The 19,677-nt window shown below is 59.1% G+C and carries 15 protein-coding genes; 12 read left to right on the forward strand and 3 right to left on the reverse strand.

The annotated features are described in order from the left end of the window. Window positions 1-499 precede the first annotated feature (499 nt). Entirely contained in the window at window positions 500-2,950 is a 2,451-nt protein-coding gene (locus B5X69_RS18460) for a TonB-dependent receptor (RefSeq protein WP_176141678.1), read from the reverse strand. A 133-nt stretch (window positions 2,951-3,083) separates the two neighbouring features. After that, window positions 3,084-3,674 (reverse strand): carboxymuconolactone decarboxylase family protein, encoded by a 591-nt coding sequence (locus tag B5X69_RS18465; RefSeq protein ID WP_079640025.1) that lies wholly within the window; start codon window positions 3,672-3,674, stop codon window positions 3,084-3,086. A gap of 276 nt (window positions 3,675-3,950) precedes the next feature. On the opposite strand from B5X69_RS18465, the gene B5X69_RS18470 reads away from it, so the two are divergent. From B5X69_RS18470 to B5X69_RS18525, 12 genes are all read left to right on the forward strand, one after another. Beyond that, window positions 3,951-4,661, forward strand: coding sequence for a TetR/AcrR family transcriptional regulator (locus tag B5X69_RS18470; protein WP_176141679.1), 711 nt, complete (start codon window positions 3,951-3,953; stop codon window positions 4,659-4,661). Window positions 4,662-4,878: 217 nt separating this feature from the next. Beyond that, window positions 4,879-5,523, forward strand: coding sequence for a VOC family protein (locus B5X69_RS18475; RefSeq protein WP_139375868.1), 645 nt, complete (start codon window positions 4,879-4,881; stop codon window positions 5,521-5,523). Between the two features lies 1 nt (window position 5,524). Then, window positions 5,525-6,691 carry a thiolase family protein gene (locus tag B5X69_RS18480; RefSeq protein ID WP_079640028.1) on the forward strand — a complete coding sequence of 389 codons (1,167 nt, stop codon included), beginning with the start codon at window positions 5,525-5,527 and terminating at the stop codon, window positions 6,689-6,691. A gap of 16 nt (window positions 6,692-6,707) precedes the next feature. Continuing rightward, complete coding sequence (locus B5X69_RS18485) at window positions 6,708-7,118, forward strand: Zn-ribbon domain-containing OB-fold protein (RefSeq protein ID WP_176141680.1); 411 nt, start codon at window positions 6,708-6,710, stop codon at window positions 7,116-7,118. A gap of 234 nt (window positions 7,119-7,352) precedes the next feature. Next, entirely contained in the window at window positions 7,353-8,702 is a 1,350-nt protein-coding gene (locus tag B5X69_RS18490) for an amidohydrolase family protein (RefSeq protein WP_079640030.1), read from the forward strand. Window positions 8,703-8,862: 160 nt separating this feature from the next. After that, complete coding sequence (locus tag B5X69_RS18495) at window positions 8,863-9,750, forward strand: nuclear transport factor 2 family protein (protein WP_079640031.1); 888 nt, start codon at window positions 8,863-8,865, stop codon at window positions 9,748-9,750. Window positions 9,751-9,880: 130 nt separating this feature from the next. After that, window positions 9,881-11,263, forward strand: coding sequence for an amidohydrolase family protein (locus B5X69_RS18500; protein WP_079640032.1), 1,383 nt, complete (start codon window positions 9,881-9,883; stop codon window positions 11,261-11,263). A gap of 147 nt (window positions 11,264-11,410) precedes the next feature. After that, window positions 11,411-13,117: a CocE/NonD family hydrolase gene (locus B5X69_RS18505; protein ID WP_079640033.1), complete on the forward strand. Its 1,707-nt coding sequence runs from the start codon at window positions 11,411-11,413 to the stop codon at window positions 13,115-13,117. Further along, entirely contained in the window at window positions 13,110-15,464 is a 2,355-nt protein-coding gene (locus B5X69_RS18510; RefSeq protein WP_079640034.1) for a CaiB/BaiF CoA transferase family protein, read from the forward strand. Before B5X69_RS18505 ends, B5X69_RS18510 begins: the two co-directional genes overlap by 8 nt. Next, window positions 15,464-16,183, forward strand: coding sequence for a dienelactone hydrolase family protein (locus B5X69_RS18515; protein ID WP_176141681.1), 720 nt, complete (start codon window positions 15,464-15,466; stop codon window positions 16,181-16,183). The genes B5X69_RS18510 and B5X69_RS18515 overlap by 1 nt, the downstream gene beginning before the upstream one ends. Before the next feature lie 81 nt (window positions 16,184-16,264). Continuing rightward, a complete protein-coding gene (locus tag B5X69_RS18520; protein WP_079640036.1) occupies window positions 16,265-17,089 on the forward strand; it encodes an SDR family NAD(P)-dependent oxidoreductase in 825 nt (274 codons plus the stop codon). Window positions 17,090-17,232: 143 nt separating this feature from the next. Then, a complete protein-coding gene (locus B5X69_RS18525; RefSeq protein WP_079640037.1) occupies window positions 17,233-18,132 on the forward strand; it encodes a TauD/TfdA dioxygenase family protein in 900 nt (299 codons plus the stop codon). A gap of 445 nt (window positions 18,133-18,577) precedes the next feature. Here B5X69_RS18525 and B5X69_RS18530 read toward each other — a convergent pair whose 3' ends face one another. Next, entirely contained in the window at window positions 18,578-19,585 is a 1,008-nt protein-coding gene (locus B5X69_RS18530; RefSeq protein WP_079640038.1) for an IS110 family RNA-guided transposase, read from the reverse strand. Window positions 19,586-19,677: the final 92 nt, after the last annotated feature.

The raw sequence follows: 19,677 nt of genomic DNA on the forward strand, positions 1-19,677 counted from the left end.
CCAAATCCGCCTGTCTACCCGCCATCATGAAACGCTCCCAAATGTCCGATGAGAGCATATACAATGATGCTTACTTCAGTTCCAGATGACTAGCTACCGTGACGCGAGGCACGCATTCTAGGCCGGTTTCGCGTCCACTGCGATTTAACATAAGACATATTATCAGACGCTTCCTTTTATATCAGCAAGATAACTGTATGTGCCGAGACTGCCGGGAGTTCAAAGAGGCAAGTGTCGTCCGCAAGCCCTAGGACGATGACGCCCCCCTGAAATGACTTCATGGAGGTGGGTAGATAGCGCCACCGTACGGCAGCGCCAACCCGGCATCTTCAGCAAAGCGCTCAAAGTTTCCAGCACCTATCTCCTCAAGCGTAGCGGCACGCCCGAAACGCATGGCATGCTGAGCCGACAGCTCTGGCCATATATGGGTCGCCACCAAGTCATAGCGCGGCGCCAGCAGCCAACAATCGAAAGAGATTGTCAGGCGACACTCCTCGAATCAGAAGTCGACTTTCACTGTCGCGCCAAAAGTTTGCGGTGCGCCGAAGGTCTGGGCGCCGTAACCAAATGTTTGGAACTGAATCTGGGACGCGGTTGCATAGTGTTTGTTAAGGATGTTGCGCGCCCAGAACCGAACGCTCACTGGCGATCCCATGACTTTGTCCCAGTTCAACGAACCGTTTAGCAAGAAGTAGCCGTCGATGATGTTAAGTTCGCCGCCAGCGGCACGATCGAAATCGCTGAGCCTATTCGCTTGGGTGATTTGGCTTGTATAGTAACCGGAAATCGTCGTCGAAATTTCGCCCAATTCAGAGTTCAGCGGCCAGTCATAAGTCGCCGCAAGGTTCAGCTGGTGTTTTGGCGTCTGAGCCGGTGTTGCCCCGCTCAGAACGAAAGCAGGAACGAACGCATCACCGGCTTGGCCATTGGGTTGACCATTGGCGTCACCGCCAAGGCCGGGAAAGACGAATTCGTCGAACTTTGCCTTCACATAGTTGTATCCAACATCGAGCGTGAGATTTTCGACAGGTGAATAGCGCACTTCGAGGTCAAGGCCATAGACGCTTTGCTTGGCGGCGTTGATCACGCCGAAACCGGTGCTCCCGGCTGGGTCGTTATAGTTTGCGTTGGTATAGACCTGCTTGCCGGTGATCTTGGCTCGATAGAGCGCGATGTTGGTGCGAATCGGCCTATCGGCCAGTCGCCAGTCGGCCTTCATGCCGATTTCCATCATCGTGTTTTTTTCCGGCTTGTAAGTCGTGTAGCCGACATCGCGCAGAGTGAAATTCGTTCCGCCTGCAAGATAGCCGTGGCTGATCTTGGCGTAGCCCATCACCCGATCGCTAAATTTATTAGTCACGCCAAACATCCAACTTGGCGACCTGAACGAAACCTCGCGCGATGCGACGCATGCTGCCGGGTTGAAATTATCGTAGCCGATGAGTCTGGACGCGTCACAGGGCCGATCAGGGGTCGGGGTGAACGGTCCGCCAAAAATGGGAAGGGTGCCGAAAGGCGTAGCGGGATTGGCAAGGTTGCTGCCGGCGGTTACGACGGAATTCGCACTGTCCCAGTTGTAGCGGAAGCCGCCCTGGACATTGATCGTGTCGGTCACGTCGTAATCGGCGTTAACGTAGACGGCGCGCGAACGCAATTCCCTGACTTCAAAGTTATTGGTGCTGATGACCGCATTAGGATCGGCCGGGAGCCCGAAGTAGGCATATAGGCCTTGGAGTACGTTCGCCGTCAGCCCTGTCTCCTGGCGAAGGAACGAATAATAACCGCCGATGCTGGCACGCAGGCCTATATCCTTGTTTTCGTATCGAAGAGTAAGGTCGTTGGTCCATTGCGAAACCTTATCATCACGCCAAACGTCGACGACGATGGGACTGACGCCCGAATTGTCTTCCGACGTGGTGGTATGGTCGTGACGAAAGCCGATGACGTTGCGAAGCGAGAAGTTATCCGAAAGCTCAAAATTGGTGCGATTCTGTATTCCATACAAATCCGCCTTCCCGAAACGTTCGGCCTGCACGCCAGACGGGTTCTCACCTTGATACAGCGTATTGTAGGTTCCTAGCCTGGCTGACGGGAAAAGATCCGGCAGAAGGACGCCGTAGCCACTCGGCGCGAACTTGACAGGCGTTTGCGCAAAGGGCGCTTCGTCGCGATTGTAGTAATCGGCGATCAGATAGTTCTGCAGCGGCCCGGTATCGATCGCAAATGTGCCCCGGAACGAATAGTGGTTTTCGTCCTGATAGGTCTTGGGGTTTCCGCTGCCGGCCGCAAGGTTTTTCGAATAACCGTCTCGCTTGACGTAGTTTCCGGCAAAGCGAAAGCCCGCGACATCGTTCACCGGAATATTGATCATCGCTTCGAATTCACGGCGATCGAAATTGCCGATCCCGGCCAGCGCGTAGCCTTCAAACCGATCGGTTGGCAGGTTAGTGCGAACGGAAATCGTGCCACCGGTCGTATTGGTGCCGAACTGGGTGCCCTGCGGTCCTTTGAGAATTTCGATGGTCGACACATCGTAGAAAGAGTTCATGATCCCGATGGTCGAGATTAGTGGCACGTCGTTGTAGTAGATGGCAACACCGCCATCGACACCAAGCTCTGTTGCTGTCCCGCGGATCGCAAAGACCGGTACGCCGCCTGTCGCGCGGTTCGAAACGGTCAGGCCCGGCGTGATTGCCTGCAGATCCTGCGCGCTTTTCACGACCTTGTTCTCAAGCTCCTCGCTGGTGAAAGCCGCAACCGAGATGGGTAGCGATTGTGCCGCTTCCCCGGTCTTGCGCGCAGTAACAAGGATTTCGCCCAGTTCGCTGTGGCTTGCACGGGTATTTGCGGTCTGCGTTTCTTCGTCCTGCGCCCATGCAGGGGCCGCCACGAGCGCAACGCTCATGGCGGCAAGCGAAACCACGGTTGAACGATTAGTCCAGTAAAGCATCCCCATTCTCCCTTTTTACGATTTTTATCGTACTCTGGGAATTGGATGTATGCGTATTTTTGCTGCGCAGCAATCGAGGAGCGGCGATTGCCCCAGCTGCCAGCAGCCTAATCAGGAATGTGATCATGGAGGATCATTGATTATGCAATTTGCCATGCCACAAGGTCGCGCCGAGCGTCCCATCGATTTCAAGCTCGGCCATTTCTGTCATGCGGGCCAACATCATGTAATTGCCGATCACGAACGTCAGCTCGACGAGCTGACGTCGATCATAATATTGCGCCAAGGCAGCAAAGGTCTGATCGTCTACGCGGACGGCCCGTACCACTTGTCGCGTGAACGCCAGAAGAGCGCGCTCCCTATCAGTGAAAACTGGATCGCCATAGCGTTCAGCAGCGATAGCCTCCACCTTTGCAAGCGAAATTCCCATCATCTTCGCGACTTCGTTGTGCTGCATTATCTGATAGGCGCCTCGTTCCAGATAGATGGTCGCCAGCGTGGCTAATTCGCGCTCCACCGGCGGAACGGTGATCTGCGTCACCATTGCAATGTTGGTTTCCTGCATCTTCGGCCAGAGTGTCTCGGCCAAGGAGAGCAGCCGCCCGATATTGATCTGGGCTATCGGATCTGCCTCGTAAGCTGCACGCTCATTTGGCGTCATCTCGTCGGGCGTTTTCAGGGCGATCCGCGGCTCAATGGTTTTCGAATTTCTTAACGAGCTCATAGCATTACCTCTCTTATCTGCACTGGCCCTGAACCGGGATGCATCCCGCAATCACCAAGGCAGGTCGAAAAGCCAAGGCAAATGACAGGACATAGCGCCACGCTGCCCGACACTGACGCAGGCTGGATCGGATAACGTGAGTCAAACCGGTCCTGGCTTGAAAATTTACGCACGTCGCGTCATCGCCGAATCAGTTTGTGCACCAGCAGCTATGTGGTATCAGTAAGCCGAATGCCAAAACCCTCAAGCAACAAAACCGGTAGGAATGCGCCCACCGTGTCGGTGCCCCGCACACGGGGCAGGCCCAGTAAGGAAGACGCGGTCCGGCTTCACGCCGATCTTTTGGAGATCGCGACGACGGAATTTCTGGCGCGTGGATATGCCGCTACCAGCATCGAGGGTATTTCGGCGCGATCAAAGATCAGCAAGATGACGATTTATCGTCATTTCCCTCAGAAAGAAAACCTGTTCCGCGCGGTGGTGACACGGATCAACGAACAATTTCAGAACGATTTCGTACGCATCGCAAAGGAGCGGGGTAGTCCGCGCGAGGTGCTGAAATCTTTCGCGATGGCCAGTTACGACGATCCGGCTTCCGAACGGGTGATTGCCATCACTCGCATTATAATTGGCGAGGCCAACAATTTCCCCGATCTTGCTTATTCGATCTATAAGCAGCGGCGGGCGATGATGCGGCCATTGGCTGATTACATAACGCGCATGACCGAGGCTGGCATTTTCCGCAAGGTGGAAGCCGAACTCGCGGCGTTCCAGTTCGTCGCAATGGCCTCAGGTGGTATCCGCGTTCTAATGGTGCCGCGAGACGGGCTCGACCGGAACCGGGACATGTGGGTCAACGCCACCGTCGACCTGTTCCTTGACGGAATTCTTGTCGGTGAGCAAGCCGATGCCGAGCCGGGAGAAAAGAAGGCCCCGCGTAAGCGCAGTAAGCCCGCACCAAAACCAGATAAGGCGATAAAGGCGTAAACGGTGCGTAGCGAACGGACTCCCTGACGACAGGCTTTGCGCGTGTCGCACAGTGTTTTCGACTGTCGCCCGTTTTGATTTGATCCCGCACGGGCGCCAGTCTCGTCCGAAGCTGCCTGAAACAAAAGTTGACCCAGATCCGAGCTGAATACATACTACACCGTATAGTTATGTGCGCGGCGCGATCAGCCGCTGATCAGGCGGAGAGGCGTAGACGGTGAGCCAGGATCTTGCATCGACAGCGGCTAACAGGAGGGCGCCTATCTCGTCAAATGATGGCGAGGGCAAGGCATCGATGGAGCCGCCCTTCCGCTTGGAACCATGGCATGTCGGGGCTGTCGTCGCCGATCTCGAGCAGGCGATTCTCGAATACCGGATGCTGGGCGCGGTTGGATTTTCCGATGCGGCGAACTTCGATTTCGATACTTATGACGCAGCCACCGGCGACATCGTGCGCGAGCAGCTGGATGTCGTTTACGTAGAGCTTGCCGCCGGGCGCGGTTCGGTCGAACTGATCTGCCCCCGCAATGCATATGGTCCCCAGGCGCGCCTGTTGCGGCAGCGCCCCGGGCTTAGCCACACTGCTTATTGGTGCGAAGAGTTTATTCAAGCGGCAAACTGGCTTCTTGATTGTGGCGCGCAACTGGTGCTGGCCCCGTTGCACGGGGTGCCCGGCAGTCACGCGGAGTTGGCTTCTGCGCCGCTTGACGACGTGCTGGCGGCCGCGCAAACGTGCTACCTGCGCTTGCGCAGCGGCGGTCTTATCGAGCTCAACACCGTTGAAAGCCGCCTTGGCATGCCGCTGATGTGGGGCAATTCCATTCTCGACCGCCTTCCCGTTCCGCAGGCATGGCGGGCCTGAGATGGCGGAAATCAATGGCAGGGCCGCTGTCGTCGGCGTGGGTAATTCGGACTATGGGCAGCTTTACCGCTCGCCCGATCCGGATCGCACCGCGATCGCACTTGGCCTCGACGCATTGAAGCTGGCGGCGCAAGATGCCGGACTGGCACTTGCGGACATAGACGGCCTTATCCTGTCGGGCGTCACCGACACGCCCGCGCAATATGCCGATTTCGCCTATCGTGCGGGGATGCGCACGATCCGGTATCTATCGTCAAATGTGCAGAGCGGGCGGGTCGCTGCTCCGCTGATCGCGCAGGCGGCTGCTGCGCTTGCGACCGGGCAGGCGAATGCGATCGCCTGCGTCTACGCAGCGACGCCGCGATCGCGGAACGTCAAGTTCGATCGCGGCGTCAGCGAGCTCTACGACAGCGTATTCGGCCTTGCCTCACCAGGCGCGCAGTATGCTATGCTTTATTCCCGATACCTCGACAAGTTCGGGTATCTGGGGCGCCACGAACCGCTGCAGGCGGCAGTCCCTATCGCGTTCCGCAAGCATGCGGCGAAGAACCCGGTGGCGACGATGCGAGCGCCAATGAGCGTGGACGATTATCTTGCCGGGCCATACGTCGCGCGACCATTGCGGCGAAATGATTACTGCCTCGTCAGTGACGGTGCCGTGTGCCTGATCCTGACAAGAAAGGACCGCGCGCGCGATTTGCGCTGCCCCCCCGTCCACCTGTCGGCTTTTGCCAACCATCTCACATTAAACGAGACCTATGTTCCCGCCGAAGGACCAGGCGAGCGTTACTATGCGTTCGCGCAAAGGATGATCGGCGAGGTAAAGGCCGAAGCCGGAATAGAACTTGCCGATATTGACTGTCTGCAGGTCTACGACAACTTCACTTGCGATGTACTCTGGTCACTCGAGGGTGCTGGCTTCTGCGCGCCGGGGGAGGCGTTGGACTGGGTTCAGGACGGCCGGATCGAACTTGGCGGTGAACTGCCAACGAACACAGCAGGCGGCATGATGAGCGAGGTTTACATGATGGGCTGGAACAATCTTGCCGAAGCCGTTAGGCAGGTTCGCGGCGAATGCGGCGATCGGCAGGTGGCCGATTGCAAGCATGCGCTCTACACCTGTCTTGCAGGGCAGAGCAATATGGCTCTGTTTTCGCGCGATGGATAACGAAGGAGGCCGCACTGTGGCTCCATCCCGTCCGTTGCCGCAACTCACCGTGGTCAATGCGCCGTTCTGGGCAGGCTGCCGCGAACATCGTCTGCGCCTGCCGCGCTGTCGTGATTGCGGACTGGTCTGGTTCCCCATCTATGAACGTTGCACCCGATGCACATCGACGAACCTTGAATGGATCGACGCGAGCGGACGCGGGGTGCTCTGGGGCTGGATAGAGATGCACAAGGGCTACATTCCCTGGTTTGCCGACAAGCTCCCCTATAATGTAGCGCTGATCAGGCTGGACGAAGGCCCGATGATATATAGCAACATCATTGATGCACGGTTCGAGGATTTGCGGGCGGACCTCCCGGTCGAGGTCGTCTTTGACGACATCGACGACACGATCAGCCTCCCGCAGTTCCGGATTCTTCCAAGCTGAATTCGTGGGCGTAGGGCGATGCCCAATTTTCGCGGACAATGCCCACCCTCCGCGGCTACCACACCTGCTGCCGTGGCAATCCCGATCGCAGCTTCAGACAGCTTTTTTGCAGTTCATGCTGCGCAAACCAGAGCGGCTGCGGAGCTCAATTAGCGGCTGGACAGCCATTTTATTTTACGGTATAGGATATTTACTGAATCAGGCTACAGGGCCGCATTTTTAGGAGAATCGGTGATGCGTTTGGAAGACATGGTGATGATCAGCGTCGACGATCATATCGTTGAACCGCCGTCGATATTTAAGCATCATCTTGCTGACAAATACAAAGATCGTGCGCCGCGCGTCGTTCGTAACGACGAGACTGAAAAGGATGACTGGCATTTCAATGGTCAAACGATCATGAACAGTCAAATGAACTCGGTAGTCGGACGTCCGGCGGAGGAATTGGGCTGGGAACCTACGGCTTATGATCAGATTCGTGCAGGATGCTATGACGTCAAGGCGCGTATCGGCGACATGAACGTCAACGGCCTTGCGGCCAGTCTCAATTTTCCGACGTTCCCAGGGTTCGCACTCGAACTTTTCACCAAGGACACGAAGGACGACCGAGAACTTGGGCTCGCGCTGGTACGCGCCTATAACGACTGGCATATTCACGAATGGGCTGCTGAAGGCCCGGGCCGGCTGATCCCGATGTGCGGCGTGCCGCTATGGAGCCCGAAGCTTGCCGCCGAGGAAGTGCGCCGCGTGGCGAAGCTTGGTGTACGCAACATCACTTTCCCAGCCAATCCGGTGACGGTCGGCCTGCCCAACATCCACGACAAGGGCTGGAAGCCGTTTTGGGATGCAATTGAGGACGAGGGCATGCTGCTCAATATGCACTGCGGCGGCGGCGGCGGCTCGGAATACATCGCGCCTGACTCGCCGGTCGAGACGATGTTGACCAAACGCGGCCTTAGTTCGATGACGGCACTCAGCGAATGGTTGTGGTCCGACATGATGCGCGAATATTCGAACCTCAACATACTGTTGTCGGAAGGCGATGCGGGCTGGATTCCGTACATACTGGAGCGAGCCGAACTCGTTCTCGACCGGCACGGCCCGTGGACCGGTCAGCGCGAGCGGTTCACCAAATCGCCTACCGAAATCTTCCGTGAGCGTTTCTACTGCTGCTTCATCGAAGACGTGTTCGCGATGCAGAACATCGAGATGATTGGTGAAGACCGGCTCTGCTACGAAACCGATTATCCGCATGCTGACGTTACTTGGCCGATCGGTCCGGAATGCCTGCTGCGGGACGCGGAGAAGGCCAACCTTACCGACGCGCAGATCGATAAGATTACGCACCAGAATGCCGCTAAGGCGCTGCAGTTCGATCCGATCGAAATTCTCGGTCGCGAGAACGTGACTGTCGGTGCGCTGCGTAATGCGGGGCGCGATGTCGATATGTCGCCGGTCGGCAAGAACCGCGGCATCCCGCCTTCGGAACGTTGGGGTCACGTTGTAACCGCGGGCGATGTCGCTCGCCAGCATGGCAAGCTCGGCGTCCGTACCTGGGACGTGGGGCAGTTTGAAGAGGCCTGATCAATACCAAGGGGCCGGGAGGTGCTTTTTACGTGCCGCCCGGCCTCCCTGCCATGCGCCTATCATTCTCGAATAATCGGTCTGATATATGCAAGGTCGGGAAGTAACGATACGTACGAGCGCCGGAAAACCGGCCGGTCAAGCGAGAGGATTTCGAAGCATGGACTTCGATCTGATAAGGCGTGAAGGCGAACTGTCCAAAGCGGCGGCGGCGCGGGTCTGGCGGCATGCTGATACCGAGAAGCTGTCAGACATTAAAGCGATCATGGCGACGCTGAGCGGCGGTGACGGCGAGATCACTTACGCAATGCCGATGCCCGGCCCAAACGGTGAGATGACCATCCCACCGGGAACGACATTGGCCGATGCCGAAGAGCATTACCGGCTGAACTATTCGGTGCGCAATCACATCAGATGGGAAGCCTTCGTCGAACTACGCAAACCATGGTACGTTTTCTTTGAAGGGGTAGAGCATTATAACGACCTTCTGACCGGCGAAAAGGTCGAGGGGCATTCGATCACATTTTTCCAGACCGCGCCTGACAAGGGGGACGGCATCCAGGGAGAGATGGGGTGGAGCCGCTATCCCGAGCTGCCCGGCTACACCGCGCGCGTAGGCGAAGATGCGTCAACTGTATGCGACGCATCTGTTCCGCGCAGCAAGGCGGCGAACCTCGCGTTGTTTCGCCGCCTGATGGAAGGTTTGCGTCAAGGCGATCCCGACGCAGTGCTCGCCACAATGTGTGACGATCCGCAATGTGCAATCCGCAACCAGGTTGATGGCGATGATGCATGCCTCCTCGGCCTTGCCGGGGCGCCCGCATTGCGTGCTCATCTCGTCCGCTTTGCAGAAACATTCGATGTCCTTGAACTCGACATCGCCAATATCGTGACCGGCGACTGGTACGTTTTCGCCGAACTGCGCTGGGTCGTGCGTGAGCGTAGCAGAGAGGGGCAAGTCAGGATTTTTCATACCGCGGAGTTCCTTCCTGTCTCCAACCAATCCGTTTTCAGTGGTCGCGTCGGGTTCGGAACGCCGTTTCTGTGATATGGCGCGGCGGCACGCGTTCGCAGGGCTGGAGGTGGCGACAAGCCGGCAGGCCTGCCGAAGGGGGCGGGTGCGTAAATATCCGGATCCGGCGCCGTAAGGCGGGGTCTGGCCTGAGGAGAGATCGAACATGAACAATGACCTGCCGAACTTCCTGCAGCAATTGAGCAGTGACGAGTATACGCCGGCACCGCTGACCAAGACCGACGACAGGGTCATCGCCCGCACGCTTGAGACGCAGCAGCATCTGGCCGAACGCTATCGGCTGCGTCCGCAGCAGTTGCACCAGGCGAGCGCAACGGCTGCTGGTCTGATCGCTCTCAATGAAGAGTATGGCCATCGCTTCTTCGATGTTGATCGCGATGCAATCGTCGATGACCTGACTGCCGCCGTCGCCTTTTCAGGCGAAGGGCTCGTGTTCGATGTGCAGACCCATTTCATGGCCCCGCACTGCCAGCGCGTGACGCCTGTAGAGCATCTGCACGACCTTTATCGCGCCACCATGCCGCAATGGTGGAGCGAAATGGACGATATCGTGAAGTTCGATCTGGCGACCTACATCACCAATGTCTTCTTAGAGTCAGAGGTCGCCGTAGCCATCCTAACATCGGGCAACGGCCTCGACGATTCGCGTCACCTGTTCAACGACGAGATGGCTGCGACACGCGCCCTAGTCGATGGTTTCGCAGGCTCTGGACGGCTTCTTCAGCACAGCGTCGTCCACGCCGACCTCAAGGAAGAACTGGCCGCGATGCCGTACTGGGCCGAGGAATTCAAACCAGCGGCCTGGAAGGTTTACACCCCCGGCCGCTGGGGTGTCGACGGGTTCGAACGGGGCTGGATGCTTGACGATGAGGAATATGGCCACCCGTTCCTCGAGCAGGCGCGCAAATGCGGCGTCAAACGGATTTGCGCCCACAAGGGCATCAGTGTCATGGTCGACAACGGGTCGCCGCGCGACATCGGCCCTGCAGCAAAGGCGTTTCCCGACCTGCAGTTCCTAGTCTATCACTCGGGTTACGAATTCGTCCACTGGGGCGCGGCACCTGAAGGTCCCTATACCGAGGAAACCGCAAATCAGGGTATTAACCGTCTCATCCATTCGTGTCTCAAGGCTGGTGTAATCCCGAGCCAGAACGTGTTCGCCGAACTGGGCACGACCTGGTTCGCCGTGCTGCGCAGGCCGATGGAGGCCGCGCATGTTTTGGGCAAGTTGCTGAAATATTTTGGTGAAGACAACGTCGTATGGGGCAGCGATAGTATCTGGTATGGCTCGCAACAGCCTCTCATTAATGCTTTTCGCAGTTTCCAGATCCCCGAGGAACTGTGCGAGCAATACGGCTACCCCAAGCTGACGCCCACGATCAAAGCCAAGATACTGGGCGGCAACGCGGCCCGGGTCTACGACATCGATCTGGAAGGCATGCGACCCCGTGTCATGGCTGACGACATGGCATGGGCACGCAAGCTGCTGGCCGATTACAAGCAAAGCGGTTTTGCCGCGTTGCGATAAACCGATCGACGCTCAGGGCGGGCGTCGTCACTTCAGCGTTGCCATATATTTACTACGACGTATAAATAGCTTGGAGCAAGGCGCCCTCGCGAGCGAGGCGACCGGCAATGAATATTGCTGCGCGAGAGAGGAGATGAATTGGGACCGATGAGCGCTCATGCATTCCTGAGGACGGACCATGTGCGCACGTCTTGCTACCTTGGCATGCGTGATGGTATTCGGCTTGCGATCGATATTCTTCGGCCCGCCGCAGGCGGCATTGTCCATGACGATCCACGTCCTGTGATCTGGATCGCCACCAAATATCAGAGGGCGCGGATCACGGCATCCGGGCAGATCGAAACGATCTTGGCGCGCATCCCGGTGCTGCGCACGCTGCTTCATGCCGGCTATGTGATTGCCGTGCTCGACATGCGGGGCAGTGGGGCTTCATTTGGCGTTATGAACGGAACCGACGCGCCGACCGATAAGGTGTTCCGCGACGATCTGCATGAGGTTGCGACATGGTTGAACGCGCGGCCATGGTGCAATGGCGCGATCGGCATGTACGGCGTCTCCTACGTAGCAGGAACGCAGATCGCTGCGGCGATGTCGCGCCCGCCAGGCCTGCGCTGCATAGTGCCACAGCAAGTAACGGCGAACAGCAACCGCGGGTTGATGAAAATAAATGGCATCCAGAACGTCCGCTTTCGGGACCGGCGCGACACTATCATGCAGCGGCTGAACGTCGAGCGTCCCGCCGCTCCAGTGGACGAAGACGAAGACGGCATGATGCTGGCCGCCGCAGTCGAGGAACATCGGGCACAACGCGCTTCCCTGCAGGAGTTAGTAGCGGAAACCCCCAAAGCCGAGGATCGGCGCCAAAAAGAGCCGGCGGTATCGCCATGGCCAGCCATTGCCGCATCTGGAATCGCCGTCTTCCACTGGGGCAGCTGGCGCGACCTGTTCCCGGATGAGACGCTGAAGCTTTATGCCATGCTGCGCGACACCAATCCTTCTCGCCTCGTCATGGGGCCGTGGACCCATGAGGCGCAGGAGCGTTTGGATACGCCGGGCCTCGACATCGCAGGGGCCCTGCGTCGCTGGTACGACTTCTGGTTGAAGGGTGAGGATGACGGCTACTCGTCCGAACCCGCTGTCCGCTACGTCATGCTTCGGACATCGGGAGACCATGCCTGGCGCGAGGCCGCGCACTGGCCGCCTACCATCGACGGTTACGCTGAACTCGCGATGTCGAGCGGGGGCCTGCTATGCGAGGGGCCGGGATCCGGGCATACCGATTATGTCGTGGATCAGACGGTCACGACCGCGCCATTTGCGACGCGTTATAGCATGGATCGCGGCGAGGCTGATTTTCGCGCTTTCGACGCGCGGGCTGCGACCTTTACCACGCAGCCTTTTACCGAAGATGCTGAAATCGTCGGCGCCCCGACGCTCGACCTTTGGCTCTGCGCAGATGCGCCAGATGCCGACGTGTTCGCGTATCTGCAGGTCGTCGAGCCGGACGGCGCATCGCGTACGCTGACCGAAGGGATGATGCGTGCCTCATGCCGCCATGATGGGACAGAGCCGCTCACGCCGGACCGGCCGACGAAGCTGCGGATCGGGATGCTGCCTACAGCCGTGCAAGTCCGGGCCGGCGAATGCCTGCGCCTTGCCATCACCGGCGCCGACGGCGGCGTATGGGATGGCCTGCGGCGCGATCCGCCACGGCGCCTGCGCCTGCACCATGACCGCGCATCCCCGTCAAAACTGATTTTGCCGTTCTTGCAAGGTGAGCCGCCGCCAGTCCAGCACCCCTGCGCGCGGCGCGCAGCCAATTCCATCGCCATCGGAGCATCACAGCATGACTGAACAAATTTTCAGCGGCCTTCGGGTCATCGAATTCGGGGCCGGCATGGCGACCGAGATGGCCGGCATGCTGTTAGCCGACAATGGGGCCGAGGTTATCAAGGTCGAGCCGCCTGAAGGAGCTTGGACACGCGAAAAGCCAGCCTTCCTGATGTGGAACCGAGGCAAGAAGAGCGTGGTGCTCGACCTTGCGATCGATGCCAATCGAGAAGCGGCGGCGGCGATGATCCGTAGCGCCGATATCGTCATCGAGGGATTCCGTCCGGGCGAAGCGCGATCCCTCGGGCTGGACTATCAGTCCCAGGCGACGGCTAATCCCGGCCTGGTCCACTGCTCAATCTCGTCCTTCGGCCTCATCAGCGGTTTCGAATATCTCGACCAGAGCGAGGCGGTGGTGATCGCCAAGAGTGGTCGGTGTAACGGCAACGACCTGCTATCGGGGGCGCATTTCGAAAACCGCCCAACTTACATCTGCGCACCGATCAACGAATGCGGTGCCGCCTTTCTGGCGGTGCAGGGCATTTGTGCGGCGCTGATCGCGCGCGAAAAGACCCAATTGGGGCAGGAGGTGACGACCAGCCTGATAGACGGGACAAGCGCCGCCACGATGCGGCTCGCCTACGAGCGTGACGGCGACAAGATCGTCTCAGTCCAGCATCGCGGCGGCGGGGCGAGCCTGCTGATCCGATGCATCCGCAATACCTTCCTCACCGCCGAATGCGCCGATGGCCGCTTCATCCAGATGTGCGCGCGTATGCCACGTCATTTTCGTAACTGGATGGAGGCGCTCGACTTGATGTATATCTATCAAGACGAACGGTTTCGCGGTGCGCCGCTGCAACTCGAGAGTTTCGAGGCCGCAGACGCGCTGGAAGACCTCATCCGCGCGCGCATGCTGACCCGGACGATGGCCGAATGGATGGACCTTTTCACCACCCAATACGATGTCGGTGCCGATCCCTTCCTGCACCCCGAGGAATTTCTTGATCACCCGCAAATGATCGAAAACGGCCGCATCGTCAGCATCAGCGATCCACAACACGGGATCGTAAAGCAGCTTGGTCCGCTTGTTCTCTTCGACCGGACACCCTCCGTCATTGGCCAGAGTGCACCGGCGTTGGGCGAGCACCAGGAGGTCATCGGCGAGATGCACGACAAGCCGCGCCCGACGGCGCCCGATCACGACGCGGCGCAGCGGCCTCCGCTCGAGGGGATAACGATACTCGAACTAGCCTATTTCCTGGCGGCGCCGCTGGCCGCAACGACGCTGGCCGAAATGGGTGCCCGCGTTATCAAGATCGAACCGCCTACAGGCGATCCGTTCCGCTCCTCGGGCCTGGAATTCGTGCACATCGTTCGCGGTAAGGAAAGCATCGCGCTGGATCTCAAGCAACCCGCCTCGGCCGAAGTGTTCCGCCGGTTGGTCGCGCGGGCCGACGCGATCCTGCACAATTTCCGCCCCGGCGCGCCCGAACGGCTCGGCGTCGATTATGCCACGGTGCGCGCAATCAACCCCCAGATCGTCTATCACTATGGGGCTTCCTATGGCTCAAACGGCCCAGAGCGGATGCGCCCCGCGTTTCATTCGACCCCCAACGCCCTTAACGGTGGCGGCATCCTGCAAGGTGGCAAGGATAATGTGCCAATCGACGATTCCTATCCCGATCCGATCTCGGGGTTGGGAGCCGGAGTGGCATTGGCCATGGGCTTGCTGGCCCGTGCGCGCTTCGGTATCGGGCAGAGCCAGGAAACAACCATGCTGACCAGCGGCGGCTACATCTACAGCGAGAGGCTTACACTCGTGGAAGATGCCGAGCCATTGCCTATGCTCGATCACGAACAGCTGGGGTTGAGCGCGTTCCAGCGATATTATCAGACGCGAGATGGCTGGCTGCTGCTCAACGTCATCCGGCCTGGCGAGTGGGAGCGACTGGCCGATGCGGTCGGGCATCCCGAATGGGTAGATGACGAACGCTTCGCCACCCCTGCCGCGCGCAAGGCGAACGACGAGATCCTGACTCGCTTTCTCGAAGGCATCTTTAAGGCCGGTGACGCAAGTCACTGGGAAAAGAGTCTCGCTTCCGCCGGCGTTCCCGCCGCCGAGGCCGCGGGCCTGTTCGAGGAATTTCTGGCACGACACGGTATGTTGGAGGAAGGTGAGCACCCGGCATACGGCTCTTACTGGATGCTAAAGCCGCGCGTGCGTTTTTCACGCGGGGGCAATCGTTCGGGTGTGCCTTCGGCAAGAGGCGAGCACACGGCCGCCTTGCTACGCGAAGTAGGGTTCGACGATCGAGAGATCGAACGAATGGCGCATGACGGCGTCGTATTCCTGGCAGAAGCGGCATGATGGCCGGTCAGGATCTGCGTTACGACGCAGGCGGCCTGTCGATGGTTGGCAGCCTTCATCGTCCTTCGCAGGAGGGCATTGCTCCGGGCGTGCTGGTTTTCCCAGAGGCTTTTGGTTTCAGCAGCCACGCGACGGGCAAGGCGGCGCGGATCGCGAACGAACTGGGCTATGTAGCGCTCGCCTGCGATTTGTGGGGAGACCGTCGGGAGTTGCCTGGACTTGCCGACGTGACGCCCGCGGTCGAGGCTCTAGCGAGCGACGCTGCAGCGCTACGCTGCCGCGTGACCAGCGCGCTTGTCGCTTTGCGCGCGCAACCTGGCGTCGATACAACGCGGATCGCCGCCGTAGGCTATTGTTTCGGCGGCACGATGGCGTTCGAGCTTGCCGCCTGCGCCGACATCAGGGCAGCGGTCGGCATTCATAGCCGCCTTCAGTTCCCATCGCTTGACGGTGGCGCAAGCGGCATCAAAGGGCGGATCATGGCGCTTCTTGGCGCGGACGATCCGGGCAACCCGCCTGAAGTGCAGGAAAGCTTCGCTCGGCCCCTTACCGAGGCGGGAGTCGACTGGGAAATGACCCTCTACGGCGGCGTGGTCCACAGCTTTTCCAATCCCGACGCCGCCGAGAAAGGGCAGCCTGACATGCTTCGCTACGATGCACGGGCAGACCGGCGATCATGGACACAGATGGCGAGCCTGTTCGAAGAGGCACTCGCCTGATCACCTTCGCAGACGACAAGATCACGCGCCGGAAGCTGCCGTTCAGAGCAGGGAAATCGGCGCAACGGGAAAGGACAACACATGCCGAATTCGCAAGGCCGATTGGCTGGAAAGGTAGCCATCGTCACCGCAGGAGCGTCGGGCATAGGTCGCGCCACGGTTCGCCGCTTTGCCGTTGAAGGGGCGACCGTCATCTGTGCCGACATCAATGCCGATGCCGGTCAGGCGCTGGTATCCGAACTAGACGGGGGGCCCGGCAAGGTGGCTTTCCGGAAAGTCGATATCCTTGAGGAAGACGACATCAAGGGGGCGGTCGATTTCGCGATGAGCGAATTTGGCCAACTCGATATACAATTTAACAACTTTGGGGCCGATGCATCCATGGGGCCGCTAGAGGACGTGACCGCCGATGCCTGGGACCGTACCTTTGCGCTCTGCCTGCGCAGTGTCTTTTTCGGCATGAAGCACGCCATCCCCGCGATGCGCCAAGGCGGCGGGGGATCGATCATCAGCACCGGCTCTGTCGGTGGGCGTGAAGGTCGCGCGGAACCTGGCATTCACGCCTATTGCGCGGCCAAGGCAGCCATCGAGAATCTAAGCCAATCTGTTGCCGTTGCGGTCGGTAAAGACAACATCCGAGTAAACACACTTCATCCCGGCTGGACCCTGACCGAGGCGATCCGGGCGGCCTTTGGCAGCGAAGAGACGGCGATCAGACATCTTGACGGCGTGGCCCTTTTGCCCAAGGTCGGCAGACCTGAAGACCTTGCAGCGGTGGCCACTTTCCTAGCAAGCGATGATTCGGCATGGGTAACTGGCCAGGCTATCACCGCCGATGGCGGTCAAAGCGCGATCCCCACAGCGCGCCCATCCCTCGAACTTTTTGCCAAGGTCGGGACCGATTGATGTAAGCATCAGGCTCTGCAAGCAGACCGGAATGAGCGGCCGGTATTGGCTGATTGATGAGTAGATCGAGCAGTTGCGACCGTTCTTCCCCAGCAGCCACGGCTTGGCCGTCATGAAACAAAAATCGGCACGGGAGATAGCGGATGCGTTATGAAGCGATTGAGAATGCGCCGTTCGGAGTGGAAGTTTTTGACTTCAATCCGCGTGAAGGCTTGTCGTCCGAGCATATCGAACTGCTTAATCGCCTATTCGACCTCCATCGGCTGATCCTGTTGCGTGGAAACGATGTCGGCAACGATGCACACATCGCCCTGGTTAACGCCATCGAGCCGGCCGTTCGCGAAGGGGCGACCGACGCGCTCTTTTCGATCAACAGCACGGTTCGCAAGGATGCCTACATTCCCGGCCGTGCCGCGCTCCCCTTTCATTCCGATTATCTGTTTTCGAGCCATGGCCCCATTCAGGTCGTATCGCTCGCCGCACTGAAACTCGAAATTGGCGAACCGACGATGTTTACCGACAGCGTTGCAGCGGCACGTCGGCTCCCGCCAGAATTGGAGGCTCGGCTCCAGGAGATGGAACTGGTTCAATGCCAAAGCTGGGCAGTCGACGTCAGCGGTGAATTCACCGATCTGCCGCGACGTCTTCAGATCTCCCATTTTGATGATGTTCCGCGCGAGCAGCTCAGCATCGCATCGAGCCCAGCGCTTCGCCGCCATCCGCGCACCGGCGAGAAAGTCTTGATGCACTCGGAATGCATGACCAGTCATGTCCGGACACTGGGTGAACGAGAAAGCCTTCCGTTCTTCGATCTTGTCATGCAACACCAATATGATCCGGCCGATACCTACACCCACCACTGGCGGGAAGGCGACCTCGTGATCTGGGACAATTTCGCTCTCCAGCATGGACGTCCTGCCTTGGCTAAGTCTGGAGAGCGACTTTTGCGCAGGGTTGCGGGTAATCGCATTTCAATCCGGGAAGTCATGGACGGCGTGATCCCTGGCCGCCTCGCCAATGTCACCGTGCAGGACAATGCATGAACCCCCTTCTGTAGGTCGAGCTTATAGCGAGTCACGATGCCGGGATTCCTCGACCGAATCGCCTGATAGCGAGATCAACCGCTATGCCAACACAGCGCGTCCTGCTCTTCACGTCTATCGGCCCTGATGCGGACAGCGAGCCTGAGGAGAACCCCGCTCACCGCTGGATAACCCGGAAAAGAACGCATTAGGGTCCGGATCTGTAATTGCAGAGCTAGGCGGTGTTGATCCCTTGAGGGTTTCATGGATCTGTCCGCACTGACCGAGCCGGAGCCTGGTCGTGCTGTATCGGGTCTCACAGAGGCGAACGTTGCATTGACTCGATGCGGGCTTGTTGGCCTATCCGGTAACCTTCGCAGATCGTTCGTCCCTGCGTTCCCTCGCGGGACACCGCCCTCGGATCAGCTTTGACGCTTCACCGCTGGCAAACAGGTTCTACCCTACCTCATGCTTGGAACAAAGTGCCGTCGCGCAGCATGGCATGCATGATCACTGCGAGGCGGCGGGCAAGGGCGACGCGGGCCTTTTTCAGACCTCGACGCTTGGCGATTTTCATCGCCCAGGTCTTCAGCGCGAACGTTTCCCTGCTCCGGGTCAGGATCGAGTTGGCGGCTTCGTAGAGAAGTTTGCGCACCGTTCCGTCACCTTGCTTGGTGATCCTGCCCGTCCAGTCGAGTTCGCCAGACTGATGGCGTCTGGGTACGAGGCCAAAGTAGGCGCCAGCATTGCGCGATTGTCGGAAGCGCCCGGCTTCATCGATGGCGGCAGCAAAGGCAGCGGAAGTCTGCACACCGACGCCCGGTATGCTCATCAGGATTTCGCAGGCTTGCGATTGGCTGGCGATGACGCGCAGTCGCCGGTCCATTTCCTTGATCTGCTCGACCAACGCCGCGCGCACGGACAGCAAAGACGTGATGGCGTCGCCAAGGCCCGGGATGTGCGCGGCCTGCATTATCCTTTCGAGGAATGCCTTTCCTTGGCCCACACCGGGGCGATAGCCGAACGTGGCGCAAAGACCGCGGATCATGTTGTCGAGCCGGACACGCGCTTCGACCAGATGGCTCCGTGCGGTTATCACGCTGCGCACGCCATGCGCCGCCGGGGATTTGACGTGTACCTCCTTGTAGAAGCCGGTGCGCGCCAACTGTGCGAGGCCGGCGGCATCGTGAGGGTCGGTCTTGTTCGCCTTCATGGCCTTGAGGCTTTGGTGTGCCTGGCGGGCATCGATGCACACCACAGGGACACCCAGTTCGCGCAGGCCAAGGCAGATCGCCGGCGACATTCGTCCTGTTTCGATCACCGCTCGCTCGATAGGGCCATGTCGCTCGAGCATCGAGGCCAGAGCCTCCGGAGCACTCTCGACCTTCTCCGACACGAGCTTCCGGCCATTTTCGTCAACGATGCAGACCTGCGTGGTTTCCATCGACAGGTCCAATCCGGCATAATGCTTCATGGCTGCTTCCTTCCTTCAGGATTCGACAACCAGAAGTGTGCGCCTCAACCGAGGTCCGAGGGAAGCAGCCACAATTACACGATGACTCATTA

It is taken from the genome of Sphingopyxis flava, assembly GCF_900168005.1.
Taxonomy (GTDB): Bacteria; Pseudomonadota; Alphaproteobacteria; order Sphingomonadales; family Sphingomonadaceae; genus Sphingopyxis; species Sphingopyxis flava.

Coding starts and splice junctions, on each gene's coding strand:
- B5X69_RS18460 (WP_176141678.1), bottom strand. CDS start 2,950: ATGCTTTACTGGACTAATCGTTCAACCGTGGTTTCGCTTGCCGCCATG.
- B5X69_RS18465 (WP_079640025.1), bottom strand. CDS start 3,674: ATGAGCTCGTTAAGAAATTCGAAAACCATTGAGCCGCGGATCGCCCTG.
- B5X69_RS18480 (WP_079640028.1), top strand. CDS start 5,525: ATGGCGGAAATCAATGGCAGGGCCGCTGTCGTCGGCGTGGGTAATTCG.
- B5X69_RS18490 (WP_079640030.1), top strand. CDS start 7,353: ATGCGTTTGGAAGACATGGTGATGATCAGCGTCGACGATCATATCGTT.
- B5X69_RS18495 (WP_079640031.1), top strand. CDS start 8,863: ATGGACTTCGATCTGATAAGGCGTGAAGGCGAACTGTCCAAAGCGGCG.
- B5X69_RS18500 (WP_079640032.1), top strand. CDS start 9,881: ATGAACAATGACCTGCCGAACTTCCTGCAGCAATTGAGCAGTGACGAG.
- B5X69_RS18505 (WP_079640033.1), top strand. CDS start 11,411: ATGAGCGCTCATGCATTCCTGAGGACGGACCATGTGCGCACGTCTTGC.
- B5X69_RS18510 (WP_079640034.1), top strand. CDS start 13,110: ATGACTGAACAAATTTTCAGCGGCCTTCGGGTCATCGAATTCGGGGCC.
- B5X69_RS18515 (WP_176141681.1), top strand. CDS start 15,464: ATGGCCGGTCAGGATCTGCGTTACGACGCAGGCGGCCTGTCGATGGTT.
- B5X69_RS18520 (WP_079640036.1), top strand. CDS start 16,265: ATGCCGAATTCGCAAGGCCGATTGGCTGGAAAGGTAGCCATCGTCACC.
- B5X69_RS18525 (WP_079640037.1), top strand. CDS start 17,233: ATGCGTTATGAAGCGATTGAGAATGCGCCGTTCGGAGTGGAAGTTTTT.
- B5X69_RS18530 (WP_079640038.1), bottom strand. CDS start 19,585: ATGAAGCATTATGCCGGATTGGACCTGTCGATGGAAACCACGCAGGTC.